This is a genomic window from Bradyrhizobium glycinis (genome assembly GCF_016031655.1).
GTDB lineage: Bacteria > Pseudomonadota > Alphaproteobacteria > Rhizobiales > Xanthobacteraceae > Bradyrhizobium > Bradyrhizobium glycinis.
This window is the reverse complement of the sequence record NZ_JACCHQ010000024.1, coordinates 33,181-49,462: the sequence shown is the minus strand read 5'-3', so window position 1 is coordinate 49,462 and position 16,282 is coordinate 33,181. Positions and strand designations below refer to the sequence as shown.

Genomic DNA, 16,282 nt, shown 5'->3' with positions numbered 1-16,282 from the left:
CAAAACGCGAAGAACTCAGGTTTGGCGAATCTGGTCCGCTCTGCCGCGATGAGCGGACCTCCGTCAGACCCCACGCAACTTCGCAGAGGCCACAAGCCGCGAGCACCTCGAAGCCGGCAGCGGGTATCGCAGGCCCTTGCTGGGCTGCCGGCAATCAAGCGATCAGGGGCACCTCCGCCTGCAGCGAGCCTCGGAACGGATTGCGCGCGGGACGCGGTCGTGAGCTCGATGACGCTTGGCACAACGGAAGGGCTCCCGATCCCGGTCCTTCCGATGCTGTCATTCTGCTCCTGTTTTGCCCGACGAAGCAATGGTTTCGCAAAATCAGCAAAATGCGCAGCGATCATTCGTCGAGGTCGTGCTCGCTCGAGCAGCGAGGGCGCCGTGACGATCCACCCGTCTCGTCGCGCTCTAACTCGTTGATTTTGCTATCCCCGGCTACTGTGCATGGGGTTGTTTTCGAGCTTTTTGTTTTGGAGGGCGCGAAAGCGCCACCGACCCGCGCCCTATCCGGCTCTCGCGCGCTACTTCATCACCCGCAGGCCCTTGGTCGTGAACCGCTGCGTCCTGCCGCCGGGCCGCAGGGGGCGCTTGGTACCAGCCGCCTTGCCGGTGCCGGGCGGCTGGTGCGCAGGCACGAGCTGGTGCGGCTGCGAGCCGATCAGGTCGCGGCGGCCCATCTCGATCAAGGCCTCGCGCAGCAGCGGCCAATTGTCGGGGTCGTGGTAGCGCAGGAAGGCCTTGTGCAGGCGGCGCTGGCGCAGGCCCTTGATAGCCTCGACCTTGTCGCTGCCGCCGTGGCGCACGCCGCGCAACGGGTTGACGCCGGTGTGGTACATCGCGGTCGCGGTCGCCATCGGCGAGGGCAGGAAGGTCTGTACCTGGTCGGCGCGGTAGCGGTTCTTCTTCAGCCACAGCGCGAGGTTCATCATGTCCTCGTCGGTCGTGCCCGGATGCGCCGCGATGAAGTAGGGGATCAGGTAATATTTCTTGCCGGCGCGTTCGGCCGCTTCGTCGAACATGCGCTTGAACTTGTTGTAGGCGCCGATGCCCGGCTTCATCATCTTGTCAAGCGGGCCGCGCTCGGTATGTTCGGGCGCGATCTTCAGGTAGCCGCCGACGTGATGGGTGACGAGCTCCTTGATGTATTCGGGGCTCTCCACCGCGAGGTCGTAGCGCACGCCGGAGGCGACCATCACCTTCTTGATGCCTTTCGTCTCCCGCACCTTGCGATAGAGCCGGATCAGATCGTCATGCGAGGTGTTGAGGTTCGGGCAGATCTCGGGGAAGACGCAGGACGGCCGGCGGCACGCCGCCTCGACCTTCGGGTCCTTGCACGCCATCCGGTACATGTTGGCGGTGGGGCCGCCGATGTCGGAGATGACGCCGGTGAAGCCCGGCGTCTTGTCGCGGATGCGCTCGATCTCGCGCAGGATCGATTCCTCCGAGCGGTTCTGGATGATGCGGCCCTCGTGCTCGGTGATCGAGCAGAAGGTGCAGCCGCCGAAGCAGCCGCGCATGATCGTCACCGAGAACTTGATCATCTCCCAGGCGGGGATGCGCGCATCGCCATAGGACGGGTGCGGGGCGCGCGCGTATGGCAGATCGTAGACCGCGTCCATCTCTTTCGTCGTGAGCGGGATCGGCGGCGGATTGAGCCAGAGGTCGCGGTCGCCGTGACGCTGCACCAGCGGCCTTGCATTGCCGGGATTGCTCTCCCGGTGCAGCACGCGCGAGGCGCGCGCATAGGCTTCCTTGTCCTGCTCGACCTGCTCCAGCGCCGGCAGGCGGATCACGGTCGCCCCTGGCTTGCGCGATGCGCCCTCGTCGGCGGAATCGAGATCGTCGGCGTGCAGCTCGGTGTAATCGTCCGGGACCTTGCGGAACAGCGCCACGCCCCTGATGTCGTCGAGCTCGCGCGGGGCTTCGCCGGCGGCGAGCCGGTGCGCCACCTCGACGACGGCACGCTCGGCGTTGCCGTAGAGCAGGAGATCCGCCTTGGCGTCGGCCAGCACGGAGCGGCGCACCTTGTCGGACCAGTAATCGTAATGCGCGATCCGGCGCAGCGAGGCCTCGATGCCGCCGAGCACGATCGGGGTGTCCTTGAACGCCTCGCGGCAGCGCTGGGCGTAGACGATCGTGCAGCGGTCTGGCCGCTTGCCGCCTTCGCCGCCCGCCGTGTAGGCGTCGTCGCTGCGGATGCGGCGGTCCGCGGTGTAGCGGTTCACCATGGAATCCATGTTGCCGCCGGTGACGCCGAAGAACACTTTTGGTTTGCCGAGCGCCCTAAACGGCTCCGCCGAATGCCAGTCCGGCTGGGCGATGATGCCGACCCGAAAACCCTGCGCCTCCAGCAGGCGGCCGATGATCGCCATGCCGAAGCTCGGATGGTCGACATAGGCATCCCCGGTCACCAGCACGATGTCGCAGGCATCCCAGCCGAGCGCGTCCATCTCGGCGCGGCTCATGGGGAGGAACGGCGCCGGCTTGCGCGGGCGGGCCTGGGCCATCAGCGGCTTTTCGGCGGTGATCATCTGGGTGTCCATGGCGCCTACGCATAGGGCCGGGGGCGGGCGAATTCAACCGCTCGGTGTGCCGGTGACGGAAGTTCCGGCGCCGATCGGATCTGGCCGCAGGAACCAACCGCGTTCGTGAGCATTCTGGCTTAAGGGTTCGACGCGAGCCCGGGTTGCGCGCGCCTTCAATCGATTCGGCGCTCGTGACGTCGCCTCTGGCGATGGGGGAATCGTGGGTACGGTCATAGAGAACTTGCTGATGCGGAAGCAGAAGCTGGTGGAACAGCTCGAAGCGGCGCCATCGGTCGAGGATCGCGACAGGATCGAGCACCAGCTCGAGCAGATCAACACCGCGCTCGATTTTCTGGACAGGCCGGGATCGAAGGAGGAGCGGTAGAGCATGATCCGGAAAAGTGCGTAGCGGTTTTCCAAAAAGATCATGCTCAAAACAATAACGCGCTCAATCCACCTTCAGCGCCTTGGCATAGACGATCCCCGAATTCGTGATGTGCGTCGTCATCAGGCCTTCGAAGGCGACGAACTCGCCGCGCGCGAACAGATCGAGCAGCTTGCGGTGCTCATCGAAGGACGTGCGGGTGCGCACGTCGATCGGCGAGGTCAGATTGGTGCGGAGCGCGGCGACGCGGCCGGAGACGAGCTGATAGGATTCGGCGAGATAGCGGTTGCCGCAATGGGCGAACAGCGCCTCGTGAAACGCGGCATCGGCACGGCCATAGGCGATGTTGTCCTTGGCCGCGACGGCCGGCTCCATCGCCGCGATCGCAGCGCTCATGGTCGCAATCGCACCGTTGCGGTCGTGGCGGAAGGCGAGCTCGGCCGCCTTGGGTTCGAGCGCGATGCGGAAGGTGCAGAGCGCATTGATGTCGTCCGCGCTCGGCGTGAAGACGAAGCTGCCGACCTGCGGCCGGATCACGACGAGCCCCTGCGCCTGCAACTGTCCCATCGCCTCGCGCACCGGCGTGCGGCTGACGCCGAAAGAATTGGCCACCATCTCTTCCGAGATCGCAGCGCCCAGCGCGAACTCGCCGTCGATGATGGCCTGGCGCAGTCGCTGCATCACCCGCTGCGATAGCGATTTCGGCGTATCGAGCTTGAGCGATCGCATGGTGCGTTCAGATCACCTTGCCGGGATTGAGCAGGTGATCGGGGTCGAGCGCCGCCTTGAGCGTGCGCATCAGCGCGATCTCGGCCTCGCTCCGGGCATGGCCCAGCCATTGCTTCTTCAATGTGCCGATGCCGTGCTCGGCGGAGATGCTGCCGCCGAGCTTGCGGACGAGACCGTAGATGATCGCGTCCATCTCCTCCTTCGGCTGCTGCGCGACGGAAAGGCCGGTGACCCAGGAGACGAGATGCAGATTGCCGTCGCCGATATGGCCGTAATAGACACTCTCGCAGCCCTTGATGCCGTCCGCGAGCGCGGCCTTGCAGCGACTGACGAACTCGTCCATCCGTGCCACCGCAAGGCCGATGTCGTAGGCGATGTGCGGCCCCAGCACCTGGCCGAACTCGGCGCAGATGTCGCGCACGCGCCAGAAGCTCAGCGTCTGCGCCAGCGATTGCGCGACAGCGGCATCCGCGAGCAGCCCGCGTTCCATCAACTCCTCGAGCCAGCTCTGGAAGCGCGGCGCATCGACGCTCTCGTCGGTGCCCTGCGCTTCCACCAGCACGTAGAGACCGTGGCCCGCGGTGACCGGCGGCTTCACGCCGGCGCGCGCCGTGATCACGTCCCAATAATCCGGCCACATCACCTCGAAGGCGGACAGCAGCGGGCCGAGCCCTGAGCGCGCCGCATCGAGCAGCGCAATCACGGCGGCATAATCCTTCAACGCGCACAGCGCGGCCATGGTCGAGCGCGGCTTCGGGAACAGCTTCAGCACGACGCGGGTGATGATGCCGAGCGTGCCTTCCGAGCCGATGAACAGATGCTTCAGATCGTAACCAGCATTGTTCTTCATCAGCTTGTTGAGGCTGGTGATGATGGTGCCGTCGGGCAGCACCACTTCGAGACCAAGCACCAGCTCGCGGGTCATGCCGTAACGGATCACGCGGTTGCCGCCGGCATTGGTCGAGAGATTGCCGCCGATCGCGCAGGAGCCGCGCGAGCCGAGATCGAGCGGAAAGAAGAAGCCGGCCTCATCGGCCGCCTTCTGGATCGTCTCCAGCGGCGTGCCGGCTTTCACCGTCATCGTCATCGAGGCGCGATCGATCTCTTCGATGCCGGTCATGCGCTCCAGCGAGATCGCGACCCAGCCTGTTTCGGGCGAAGCGCCGCGGCACAGCCCGGTCAGTCCGCCCTGCGGCACGAACGGCAGACGCGCCTGCCGGCAGGTCATAATCGCATCGGCAACGCCCTGCGCATCGACGGGGCGGATCACCGCCAGCGGCGTCTGCGGCAGGCTCGCGCTCCAGTCGTTGCAATTGCGCGCCGGCACATCGGTGCCAACAAGCACCGCGGCCGCGCCGAGCCTGTCGCGCAACGCGCCGAGCAATTGGTCGGGGCGTCCGGCGGGGGTCACCATGTCCATGCGAGACCTCCTGAAGATCTGGCTGCGCCCAAGGCGCGGGGGATTTGCATCAATGTTGTATGTAAGGTACAAGAACAAAAGTAAAGTGAAAACAAGGTCTCGGCAAGCGCGGAAGATCGTTGAAGATCAGCGGCTTGGCCGGGGGCGGCAGCAAAGGGTGGTGTGATGACCGAGGCAATTCGCGGGTTCTGGGTGGCGTCGGCGACGCCGCTGGCGACGGACGGCAGTGTGGACATCGCCAAGCTCGCCTCTCACGCCAAGCAGCTGTTCAGCAAGGGCGTCGACGGCGTCGTGCTGTTCGGCACCACCGGCGAGGGGACCTCATTCAATGTCACCGAACGCATTGCGACAATCGAAGCGATGCTCAAGGCCGGAATCGCGGCGGAGCGCATCGGAATCGGCGGCGGCTTCCCTGCCATCACAGACAGCATCGCGCTGACGCGCGCCGTGCTCGGCCTCGGCCTGCGCCATATCCTATTGCTGCCGCCCTATTTCGACCGCAGCGTCACCGCCGAAGGCATCGAGGACGCTTTCGCTGCTATCATTGACGCCGTCGGCGACGATCGCCTGCGTGCCTATCTTTATCACATCCCGCAGATCTCGGGCGTTGCGATCCCGACCAATGTCGCTGCTAGTCTGCGCAAACGTTACGGCAACGTGGTCGCCGGTCTGAAAGACTCCAGCGGCGACTTCAAGCAGTTCCAGGCATTCCGTGCCGCCGCGCCGGAGCTTGCCATCACCGTCGGCAACGAAGCCGATATCACTCGCGCGATCGCCGCCGGCGGCGCCGGCACCATCTGCGGCATGGCCAACATTGCGCCGGAGCTGGTCAAGGCGATGGTCGACGGCAAGGACGTCGAAGCGCGCATGCAGGCGGCGATCGACATCGTGGTGAAATCGCCGTCCTTCCTCACGACGCTGAAGGCGATCCTTGCGGCGCAGACCGGCGATGCAAGCTGGCTGCGCGTGCGACCGCCGCTCCGCGCCTTGTCCGACGGCACCGCGCTCAAGCGGAAGCTCGACCAACTGGTGGAGCCCGCCATCGCGTGAGATCGCGATGGCGTCCCGACGTGCTCTCGCAATTTCACGTGCAGCGTGTCACGCACGGTGCACCGGCAATTTATGATTGCCGTTCAGCGTCCGCCTCCTCTTAGAATGATTCAACACTAGAGCGATTCAAGCTCGGCTACGGTTCTCCTCGATCTCGGCGGCTGTTACACGCGCACACTTCAATGCTCCTGACTTGAAGTGGAATGAACTTGCGTGCCTTCGTGGATGGCCAACGTGACAACGGCCATCGAACCCGTGCCGGCAAGAGCCGTGCAGGACTTCTCATGGGAGCAGCGGTGCTGCTCATCGAATATCCCTCCATCACGACGAGTGCACAGGCGCAATCGGCTCTGCCGCCGGTGACGGTGGAGGCGCCGGCGCCACGACCGAAGCCGGCACGTGCATCGGAGCAGTCGTCACGCCGCACGCAAACGGCGGCGCGCCGCCAGCCCAGTCGCAATCCCGCACCCACAGCGCCGACGCTGTCGGAGCGTGCCGCCGCGGAAGCCGCCGCGCAACAGGCCGCCAAGCTCGGCTATCGTGCGATGCCGAGCTCGACCACGCTGCGCAGCGGCGCCTCGCCGCTCGACACCTCGCAGTCCGTCAACGTGGTTCCTGCGCAAGTGTTGAAGGACCAGCTCCCGCGCAACATCGATGACGCTCTCGTCAATATTTCCGGCATCACACAGACCAACACGCTCGCCGGCACACAGGACGCGGTGATCCGCCGCGGCTTCGGCGACAACCGCGACGGCTCGATCATGCGCAACGGCATGCCGCTGGTGCAGGGCCGCAGCCTGAATGCCGCGGTCGAGAGCGTCGAGGTGCTGAAGGGGCCGGCCTCGCTGCTCTACGGCATCATGGATCCCGGCGGCATCGTCAACACCATCAGCAAGCGGCCCGAGCTCTATCAGCACGGCTCGGTCACGCTGCTCGGCTCGGCCTACGCGAACAACCGTAATGGCGCCGACGGCACACTCGACATCACCGGTCCGATCGGCGACGGCGGTCTCGCCTATCGCTTCATCGGCTACGGCGTCAGCGAGGACTATTGGCGCAATTTCGGTCGCCACAGGGAAATGCTGGTGAACCCGTCGCTCGCCTGGTACGGCGACACCACGACAGTCCAGCTCACCTATGAGCACCGCGAGTTCATCTATCCGTTCGACCGCGGCACCGCCTTCGTCAACGGCGCTCCGCTGGCGATTCCGAAGACTCGCCGACTCGACGAGCCCTTCAACAACATGTGGGGCGCCTCCGACCTGATCCAGGGCTCGGTCGAGCAGAAGCTGGACGACAATTGGAAGGTCACGGCGGCCTACAGCTACAACACCGAGACCTACAGCGCCAATCAGCTTCGCATCACCAGCGTCAACGCCAAGACCGGCGTCGAGACCCGGAGCAACGACGGCACCCGGAACTCGCTGAGCAACGCCAGCTACGGCACCTCCTATCTGCAGGGGGACGTCTGGGTGGGTGGCTTCCGCAACGAGATCCTGTTCGGGGGCGAGGCGCTGTATCGCACCATCGACCGTCACGATTTGATCCGCCAGGCGACGCCGAGCTTCAATTTCTACAATCCCGTTTACGGACTCGTCACGCCGGGCACGACCGTTTCGCCTGTTGACAGCGAGCAGACCGACAAGCTCGGCACCCGCGGCTTCTTCGCCCAGGACACGTTCCACGTGACCAACTGGCTGTCAGTGGTCGGCGGCGTGCGCTGGATGGAATACGAGCAAATCGCCGGAAAGGGCCGGCCGAAATTCGTCACGAACACCAACTTGTCGGGAGACAAGGTGCTGCCGCTCGGCGGCGTCATCTTCAAGCTGAACGACCAGCTCTCCTACTACGTGAGCTACACGCAGTCACTGAAGCCGACCTCGACCATCGCGCCCTTCACCGGTGCTCCCATCGGCTTCGTCGTCGACTCCACCATTCTGCCCGAGGAGGGCACCCAATGGGAAACCGGCGTCAAATTCGATGTCAACAAGCGGCTGTCCGGCACTCTGGCGGTCTACGACATCGAGAAGAAGAACGTGCTGGTCTCCGACCCGTTTTCCAGCGGCACGATCTTGGTACGAACGTCCGCGAAGGCGCGGTCGCGCGGCGTCGAGTTGGACGTGACCGGCAAGCTGAGCGATCAATGGAGCATGATCGGAAGCTACGGCTACACCGATGCCCGCCTGGAGAACGATCCCGTCAACGGCAACGCCAAGTTGCTGAATGCTGCGATGAACACGGCTTCGCTCTATCTCGTTTACGATTTCGGCGATGCGCTCCCCGGACGCCTGCGGCTCGGCGGCGGCGCGCACTACGTCGGTGACCGGCCGGGCGACTCCGCCAACAAGTTCTTCCTGCCGGCTTATACGGTCGCAGACGTCTTTGCGACTTACGACACGAAGATCGATAATCTGCCGGTGACCTACCAGTTCAACGTCAAGAACCTGTTCGACAAGGTCTACTACACGTCCAGCACCGGAAACGCGCTCAACGTCGCGATCGGCGACGCGCGGCGCTTCTCCCTGGCGGCGACGGTGAAGTTCTAGCCATGGCTGCACGGCTGGGCCACACCATCAAAGCCGCCCTGCTCCAGGTCCATTCCATCGCGGGCCTGGTGCTCGCGCTGCTGCTTGCCCTGATCGCGCTGACCGGCGCGATCATGAGTTTCGAGGACGAGATCGTCGCTCATCTCAACGCCGGCATCATGCACGTCGTGCCGCGCGAGACGCCGGCGCTGATGCCGGACGAGCTGGTCGCGCGACTGAAGGCGCGGCAGGATTTCGGCCAAATCTCGGGTCAAGTCTCGGGTCAAGTCTCGGCCGTCATGCTGTCGAGCGATCCGACTGCGGCCGCGCGGGTCCGCTTCGCGCGCGACGAGCAGGGCGCGCGGCCGAATTCGCTCTATGTCGACCCCTATGATGCGCGCGTGCTGGGTGTGCCGCGTGGCGAGGCGTTCTTCGCGACGGTTCGGAAGCTGCACCGCTGGCTGCTGATCCCTGGCGATGCCAAGGGCTGGGGACGCCAGATCACCGGCGTCGTCGCGCTCGGCCTGATCGTCATGCTGGTCTCGGGTCTCGTGCTGCGCTGGCCGCGTCGCGTGCGCAGCGTGAAGATGTGGCTCAAGCCCAATGTCGGTCTCAGCGGGCGCGGGCTGCACCGCTCGCTGCATGCGGTCATCGGCACCTGGGTTCTTCCGGTCTATCTGGTGATGACGCTCACGGGGCTCTGGTACTCGTTCGACTGGTACAAGGACGGCGTCGTTTGGCTGCTGGCGCGCCCGGAGATCAGTGCCGCGAAGATGCAGCCAAAAATGTCCGCGAAGGCGCCGCGTGCGGCGGCCCGTGCCGAGCCGGCGCAGCCGATCGGGTTCGACCAGGCCTGGACGACGTTCCGGCGTGAGGAGGGCGACCGCTTTGCCAGGGCTCTGCTGACGCTGCCGCCAGGGCCCGGCACGGTGATACGGATCAGGTCGTGGGGAAGGGACCGGGCGCTCGACACCTCGCGCGATGAATTCCGCATCGATGCCGTCAACGGTCAGTTGGTCTCCGCCGAGCGCTATTCCGACAAGACATTCGGCGAGAAGATCATCGCCAACGTGCTCGATATCCATCGCGGCGCTGTCCTGGGCTGGCCCGGCAAGCTGGTGTTCATGATTGCCGCCGCCCTGATGCCGCTGTTCTCGGTCACCGGCATTTTGCTCTATCTGTCGCGCCGCAAGTTGCGACGCCCGGCGCAGGCGCCGCTGGGGCGGCTGGTTCCGGGCGAGTGAGTTGCTGCCGAAGGGCTAGCCAACACCTCGACAATCGTTCAAAAGCCCGTGGCACGTCCTTATCAGGTTTTCGCCATGAAGCTTCCGACCGTCACCCCCGCCGATATCCGCCGCGCGCTGCTTCTGCGCGAGGAGATCGCGCTGCTCGATCTCAGATATGAGGCAGCGTTTGCTACCGGCCATCCGCTGTTCGCCGCAAACATGGCCGCCGACCGGATTGCGATCGAGGCCGAGCTGCGGCTGCCGCGCAAGGACGTGGCGATCGTGCTCTATGATGACGGCGAGGGGCTGGTCGCCTCCGGCGCCGAGCGTCTGGCTGCACTCGGCTACAGCAATGTCAGCGCACTCGCCGGCGGGTTGAGGGCGTGGCACGATGCGGGCTTCGAGGTGTTCGAGGACGTCAATTCCTATTCCAAGGCTTTCGGCGAGCTGGTCGAGGCGCGTCGCCACACGCCCTCGCTGAGCGCCGACCAGGTGGCAAAGCTGATCGCCGACAAGGCCAATATCGCCATCCTCGACGTCCGCCGTTTCGACGAATATGCGACCATGAACATCCCGGGCTCGGTCAGCGTGCCCGGCGCGGAGCTGGTGCTGCGGGCAGGCAAGGCCGCGCCTGATCCCGACACCACCATCATCGTCAACTGCGCCGGCCGCACCCGCTCGATCATCGGCACCCAGTCGCTGATCAATGCCGGCGTGCCCAACAAGGTGCGGGCGCTGCGCAACGGCACCATCGGCTGGACGTTGGCGCGGCATGCGCTCGATCACGGCGCCGACAGGCGCGGTGCGATCGGCCCGTTCGAGGGCGGCCCGGCCAATGCTCGCGATGTCGCCTATCGCGCCGGTGTCCGCCATATCGGTGCCAGCGAGATGGCTGCGCTTGCCGCGCAGACCCATCGCACGCTCTATCGCTTCGACGTGCGTGAGGCGGAAGAGTATGCGGCCGGGCATCTCCCCGGCTTCCGCCATTATCCCGGCGGCCAGCTCGTGCAGGAAACCGACATGGCCGCGCCCGTGCGCGGCGCGCGCATCGTTCTGACCGACGACAGATGCGTCCGCGCCGACATGACGGCGTCCTGGCTGGCGCAGATGGGCTGGGAAGTCTACGTGCTCGAAGGCGGCTATGACGGCGCGCTGGAAGTCGGTCCACCGTTGGTCATGCCGAAGCCCGACCCGACCCACCGCTACCGCCGGCCCTATGAAGGCACCGATGTGGCTGAAGCTGCGATGCAGGCCTATCTCGATTGGGAACACGGCCTCGTCGAGCAGCTCCGCCGCGACGGCACGCACGGCTTCTACGTGATTTGACCTGGGCGCGCGAATAACGGGCCTGGTACACCAAGCACCGCTCCGGCCATCTTCTCCCCGTATCCGTTCCCTATTGTGCTGCGCACCGCCCGCGGTCTATGAGCTGCGGCAAAGCTGCCATTTACGGAGATGTCATGTCCGCCCCAGGCCAAAGCCCTGAGCGAAGCGCCAAGGCGCTGCTGCTCGAAGGCGTCAATGATAGCGCTGTCGATCTGTTCAGGAGCGCGGGCTTCACCAATGTCGAACGGCTGACCAAGGCGCTGGACGGCGCAGATCTGCGGCGCGCGCTCGAGGGCGTGTCGCTGCTCGGCATCCGTTCGCGCACCCAGATCACCGAAGAGGTGCTCGGGGCGGCCGGCCAGTTGCTCGCGATCGGCTGCTTCAGCGTCGGCACCAACCAGGTCGATCTTTCGGCGGCGCGCAAGCGCGGTATTCCCGTCTTCAACGCGCCGTTCTCCAACACGCGCAGCGTCGCCGAGCTCGTGATCGGCGAGATCGTGATGCTGCTGCGGCGGATCTTTCCGCGCTCGGTGTCGGCCCACGCGGGGGGCTGGGACAAGTCGGCGGCCGGCAGCCGCGAGGTGCGCGGCCGCACGCTCGGCATCGTCGGCTACGGCAATATCGGCTCGCAGCTTTCGACCTTGGCCGAAGCGATGGGCATGCGCGTGATCTATTTCGACCGCACCGACAAGCTTCGCCACGGCAACACCGAGCCGGTCGAGAAGCTCGAAGATCTGCTGGCTCAGAGCGATGTGGTCAGCCTGCACGTGCCGGAGACGCCTGAGACTGCGGGCATGATCGGCGAGAAGGAGCTGCGGGCCATGAAGCCGGGCTCGTTCCTGATCAACAACAGCCGCGGCACCGTGGTCGATCTCGATGCGCTGGCGCGCGCCTTGCACGATGGCCATCTCGCCGGCGCGGCTGTCGACGTCTTTCCCGTCGAGCCTTCGTCGAATGCCGATCGTTTCAAGAGTCCCATTCAGGGCCTCGAGAACGTCATCCTCACCCCGCATATCGGGGGCTCGACTGAGGAGGCGCAGGAGCGGATCGGCGGCGAGGTGGCGCGCAAGCTGGTCGACTATTTCATCACCGGCTCGACCATGGGCGCGGTCAACTTCCCGGAGGTGCAGCTGCATCTTCGTCCCTCCGGTGCACGCTTCAGCCATGTCCATCGCAACGTGCCGGGCATGCTGCGGCGGCTGAACGAGGTCTTCCTTCAGCGCGACATCAACATCGCCGCCCAATATCTGGAGACCGCCGGCGACCTCGGCTACGTCGTGCTCGACGCCGATCTCGGTGGACAGGATTCCGGCGAGCTGCTGCAGCAGATCCGCGGCCTCGAGGGAACAGTCGGCGCGCGGCTGGTGTTCGAGCATTAGTGGCTTGTTGACTGCCGTCGAGAGGTCGCATTCAATGCGATCTTCGGACAGACGAACGAACAAAAGTTGGGTGGAAACAATGACGCTGACGAGGGCGAAGCTGTGCGCATGGCTCCTCGGGACCGCAGCTGCGTTGAGCGCGAACGCCGCGTGCGCCGCGACATTGGCGGAAGACGCCGAGACCGTCTGCAACGGCCTCGTCGGTGGCGCTGACGCCGTGAAGATCGATTCCGCGATCCTGCAGGCGCCGTCGCAACTGGCCGTGGCCGAGCGAGGGCCGACGCCGTCGGGGCGCATCACACCGGCCAATCCGCGCTTCTGCAAGGTGCTCGGCCATATCGATCCCACCGATCCCAAGGCGCCCCCGATCAAATTCCAGGTCAACCTTCCCGTCGAATGGAACGGTCGCTCGCTGCAATATGGCGGCGGCGGCTTCAACGGCGTGCTGATCACGGGCCTTGCGCTGCCGCCGGCCTACCCCTTCGACAAGCCGTCGCCGCTGGCGCGCGGCTTCGTCACCTACGGCACGGACTCTGGCCACGAGACCAAGCAGGGCGAGCCGCCGCAGGTCTTTGCGCTGAACGACGAAGCCTTCGAGAATTTCGCCCATCGCGCCTACAAGAAGGTGCGCGACGCTGCGGTCGGGCTGATGCAGCGGGCCTACGGCAGGAAGCCGGAGAAGATGTACTTCATGGGCTCGTCCGAGGGCGGCCGCGAAGGCCTCACCATGGCGCAGCGCTATCCGGATGATTTCGACGGCATCTTCGCCCGCGTGCCCGTGATCAACTGGGTCGGCCTGCAGCATGCCGGCACGCGCTCGGGTCTCGTCACCATGGGCGAGGGCTGGATCAACCCGGCACAGGTCAAGCTCGTCGGTGAGGCCGTGCGCGCGGCTTGCGACAAGGCCGACGGCTCCGACGATGCGCTGGTGCAGGATCCCGTCGGCTGCAAGGCGGCATTCAAGGTCGAGACGCTGCGCTGCGCGGCCGGGCAGAGCGGTGACCAATGTCTCACCGACGCGCAGATCAAGGCGGTGAACACGCTGCATGCCACCTACAAATTCCCGTTCGCGCTCGCCAACGGTCTCGACGACTATCCGGGCTGGGGCGTCTCCGGCGAGGACATCCCCGCGGTCGGGCCGACCGGCGGCTGGGTCTCCTGGTGGCTCGGCACCGCGCCGCCGGCACAGCCGCCTGCACCGAACAACGGCATCGCCTGGATCTACGGCGCCGGCGGCATCCAATATGTCTTTGCGCGCGATCCCAAGCTCGACGTCACCACCTACAAGGTGGAAGAGCACAAGGCGCGGCTGCTCGAGGTGTCGAACCTGATGGATTCGACCGATCCTGATCTCAGCCGTTTCCGCGCGCGGGGCGGCCGGCTGATCGTGCTCGAGCACATGGCCGACTACGCCCAGAGCCCCTATGCCGGCATCCGCTATTTCGAGAGCGTCGAGCGCAAGATGGGCAAGGCCGAGACCGCCGAATTCGCGCGCCTCTACACCGCTCCCGGCGTCGATCATGTCGGCTCCGGCGCGCCGGCCAATGTCGACATGCTGAGCGTGCTGGTCGACTGGGTCGAGAACGGCAAGGCGCCCGGCGACCTCGTCGTTGCCGAGCAGAAGGTCGAGGCGCCGTCCTTCGCGACGTTGCGCGCACTGCCGCTATGCCGCTGGCCGGCCTGGCCGCACTACAAGAGCGGCCCGGTGACGGAGGCATCGAGCTTCACCTGCGCGCCCTAAGGCGCGACAGGCCGGATGGATGACAGCGAACGTCACTCCGCTGCCATCGCCTGAGCCGCGCCGAGCAGACGCGCATTGAGCCGGCCGCCGGAGAACAGCATGTCGTCGAGGGCTTCGTCGATATCGGCCGAGACGATCGACTTGCCGCCGTCGCGCGCCAAGCTCGCTTGCGCCAGCCGCCGCATCAGCTCCTTGATGAAGGCGCAACTCGTCCCCTCGCTGCGGCGGGCAGCCTCGATGACGATCGCGTCGTCGAGCGGCAATCCCTTGCCATACAGGCGCACTAGCTTCTTGCGGCCATTTTCGTCGGGGAGTGGCACTTCAATGGCCTGGTCGATGCGGCCGGGGCGACCGGCAAGGGCGGCTTCGAGGTCCTGTGGCCGATTGGTGGTGAGAACGAAGAGGATGTCGGCATCCTGCTTCAGCCCGTCCATCTCATTGAGCAGCCTGTTGAGCATGGATTCTTCGCACGGCCCCATGTTGCGGCGGTCGCGCGCGATCAGGTCGACGTCCTCAATCACCACCATGGAGGGCTGCAGCAGCCGTGCCAGGCTCATATAGGCGCTGAGAAGGCCGATCTGCTCAGCCGTGATGATCAGGGTGGTTTGTTCAGGCAGATGCGTTGCGAGATAGCGAATCGTATGGGTCTTGCCTGTGCCGGGCGCTCCATAAAGCAGGATGCCCTTGCGCGTCGATTGCCCAAGCCGCCGCAACTGCTCGCGGGTGCCGACTGAAATTCAGTACATTGCGATCGAGCAGCCGCAAAGTCCGCTCCGGCAGGATCACCTCGTCGCGTCCGACGGTCGGCAGCCGGTGCACATTGATGCCGCTGGACTGGCCGCGGTCGTCGGAAGACGCCTCGAGCGACAGGATCTTGCCGCGATAGGTGCGCGACGCCTGCACGGCGTTTTCGAGCTCTCCGAAGCAACGCTGCACCACGGTCGCCCCCGCGCTTCCGGCGGACACCATGATTTCGATCCGGACGCCGGCCTGGCGACCAGGTTCGCGATTGGCGCAGAGCAGGACCGCATATCGCAAACCGTCCAGCTCGCAAAGCCACAAACCGTTGTCGAGGCATCGGGACGGACTGCTCTCGCCAACATCACCTCTGAATATTGCAGCGGTGCGATCGCCACGGCGGCTCGATCGTCGCTGAGCAGGCGCGCAAACGAAAGCGTCTCGTAATGTGCCTCGGCGAGTCCGAACAAGTCGACGTGCGCTCCCAGCAGCTTCTCAAGCGCGGCTTGGACGTCCACTCGCATGTGGCCGGGAAATTGCCGGGTGGTCGTCACGAGCTTGCTGAGCGGAACGTCCTCGAAGTACGCGTCCAGAACTCCGAACGCATAGGCGAGCTCACCTTCCGTTGCTTGCTCTTGGTCTGCCTCTTCCGCCTGCTCCTGCCCCTGCGTCACGGCGTTCCTCTTCTCTGCAACTGAAACGAGTGTAGAACAAATAACGAACATGAGAGCGAGAGAACGTCAAGCGCTTTGACAAGGAAATTGGCAGGCGCTATTTTACTTCGCATGCGAAATAACGGCGCCGGCACGGGGCACCATCGGCTGATCTACCTGCTGAGTGTCGCCCATCGCCGGCTGCAGCGCTGGATGGTGGCGCGGCCGGAGAGCGAGGTGACGCCGGCGCAGGCCGGGCTGCTGTTCATCCTCGGCAAGCAGGACGGCATCCTAATGGGCGAGGCGGGCGCGGCGCTCGACATGGGGCCGGCCGGCATTTCCGGTCTCGTCGACCGCACGGTGGCCGCGAAGCTGGTCGAGCGGCGGGCCGATCGCGACGACGGTCGCGCCTTTCGCATCTGGTTGACGCCGAAGGGGCGCACCGCGCTGGCACAGGCGAAGACGAGCGCAGCGGAGGTCAATGCGGCGCTGACGGAAGGTTTCACGGCCGCGGAAATCGACATCGTCGCACGCTGGCTGACGAGCATTCAGGACAAGTTTCCAAGAAGTTCAGATGAATAA

Annotated in this window: 13 protein-coding genes; 9 read left to right on the top strand and 4 right to left on the bottom strand. The window is 65.3% G+C overall.

Going from position 1 to position 16,282, the window contains the following annotated elements; translation table 11 throughout:
* Positions 1-524: 524 nt before the first annotated feature.
* Positions 525-2,546, bottom strand: a complete 2,022-nt coding sequence (locus HZZ16_RS28100) for a YgiQ family radical SAM protein (protein ID WP_197953075.1) — start codon at positions 2,544-2,546, stop codon at positions 525-527.
* A gap of 229 nt (positions 2,547-2,775) precedes the next feature.
* On the opposite strand from HZZ16_RS28100, the gene HZZ16_RS28095 reads away from it, so the two are divergent.
* Positions 2,776-2,913, top strand: coding sequence for a hypothetical protein (locus tag HZZ16_RS28095; protein WP_172784656.1), 138 nt, complete (start codon positions 2,776-2,778; stop codon positions 2,911-2,913).
* A gap of 63 nt (positions 2,914-2,976) precedes the next feature.
* Here HZZ16_RS28095 and HZZ16_RS28090 read toward each other — a convergent pair whose 3' ends face one another.
* Together HZZ16_RS28090 and HZZ16_RS28085 are read right to left on the bottom strand one after the other, a co-directional pair.
* Complete coding sequence (locus tag HZZ16_RS28090) at positions 2,977-3,642, bottom strand: GntR family transcriptional regulator (protein WP_197953074.1); 666 nt, start codon at positions 3,640-3,642, stop codon at positions 2,977-2,979.
* A 7-nt stretch (positions 3,643-3,649) separates the two neighbouring features.
* On the bottom strand, positions 3,650-5,062 hold the full coding sequence (locus HZZ16_RS28085) for an FAD-binding oxidoreductase (protein ID WP_197953073.1): 1,413 nt from the start codon (positions 5,060-5,062) through the stop codon (positions 3,650-3,652).
* Between the two features lie 165 nt (positions 5,063-5,227).
* Here HZZ16_RS28085 and HZZ16_RS28080 point away from each other — a divergent pair, with 165 nt between their 5' ends.
* From HZZ16_RS28080 to HZZ16_RS28055, 6 genes are all read left to right on the top strand, one after another.
* The gene (locus HZZ16_RS28080) at positions 5,228-6,112 is read left to right on the top strand and encodes a dihydrodipicolinate synthase family protein (RefSeq protein ID WP_197953072.1); all 885 of its coding nucleotides are present in this window, start codon (positions 5,228-5,230) and stop codon (positions 6,110-6,112) included.
* A 203-nt stretch (positions 6,113-6,315) separates the two neighbouring features.
* Positions 6,316-8,658 carry a TonB-dependent siderophore receptor gene (locus HZZ16_RS28075; protein WP_197953071.1) on the top strand — a complete coding sequence of 781 codons (2,343 nt, stop codon included), beginning with the start codon at positions 6,316-6,318 and terminating at the stop codon, positions 8,656-8,658.
* A 2-nt stretch (positions 8,659-8,660) separates the two neighbouring features.
* Complete coding sequence (locus HZZ16_RS28070) at positions 8,661-9,881, top strand: PepSY-associated TM helix domain-containing protein (protein WP_197953070.1); 1,221 nt, start codon at positions 8,661-8,663, stop codon at positions 9,879-9,881.
* 75 nt (positions 9,882-9,956) lie between these two features.
* On the top strand, positions 9,957-11,189 hold the full coding sequence (locus HZZ16_RS28065) for a rhodanese-like domain-containing protein (RefSeq protein WP_197953069.1): 1,233 nt from the start codon (positions 9,957-9,959) through the stop codon (positions 11,187-11,189).
* A gap of 134 nt (positions 11,190-11,323) precedes the next feature.
* Positions 11,324-12,568 (top strand): phosphoglycerate dehydrogenase, encoded by a 1,245-nt coding sequence (serA, locus tag HZZ16_RS28060; protein ID WP_197953068.1) that lies wholly within the window; start codon positions 11,324-11,326, stop codon positions 12,566-12,568.
* A gap of 79 nt (positions 12,569-12,647) precedes the next feature.
* Positions 12,648-14,309, top strand: coding sequence for a tannase/feruloyl esterase family alpha/beta hydrolase (locus tag HZZ16_RS28055; RefSeq protein ID WP_197953067.1), 1,662 nt, complete (start codon positions 12,648-12,650; stop codon positions 14,307-14,309).
* 32 nt (positions 14,310-14,341) lie between these two features.
* Here HZZ16_RS28055 and HZZ16_RS37590 read toward each other — a convergent pair whose 3' ends face one another.
* Positions 14,342-15,022 carry an AAA family ATPase gene (locus tag HZZ16_RS37590; protein WP_246510480.1) on the bottom strand — a complete coding sequence of 227 codons (681 nt, stop codon included), beginning with the start codon at positions 15,020-15,022 and terminating at the stop codon, positions 14,342-14,344.
* On the opposite strand from HZZ16_RS37590, the gene HZZ16_RS37585 reads away from it, so the two are divergent.
* Both HZZ16_RS37585 and HZZ16_RS28045 read left to right on the top strand, forming a co-directional pair.
* Positions 14,988-15,494, top strand: coding sequence for a hypothetical protein (locus HZZ16_RS37585; protein ID WP_246510479.1), 507 nt, complete (start codon positions 14,988-14,990; stop codon positions 15,492-15,494). The genes HZZ16_RS37590 and HZZ16_RS37585 overlap by 35 nt on opposite strands.
* Before the next feature lie 338 nt (positions 15,495-15,832).
* Complete coding sequence (locus HZZ16_RS28045; protein WP_197953066.1) at positions 15,833-16,282, top strand: MarR family winged helix-turn-helix transcriptional regulator; 450 nt, start codon at positions 15,833-15,835, stop codon at positions 16,280-16,282.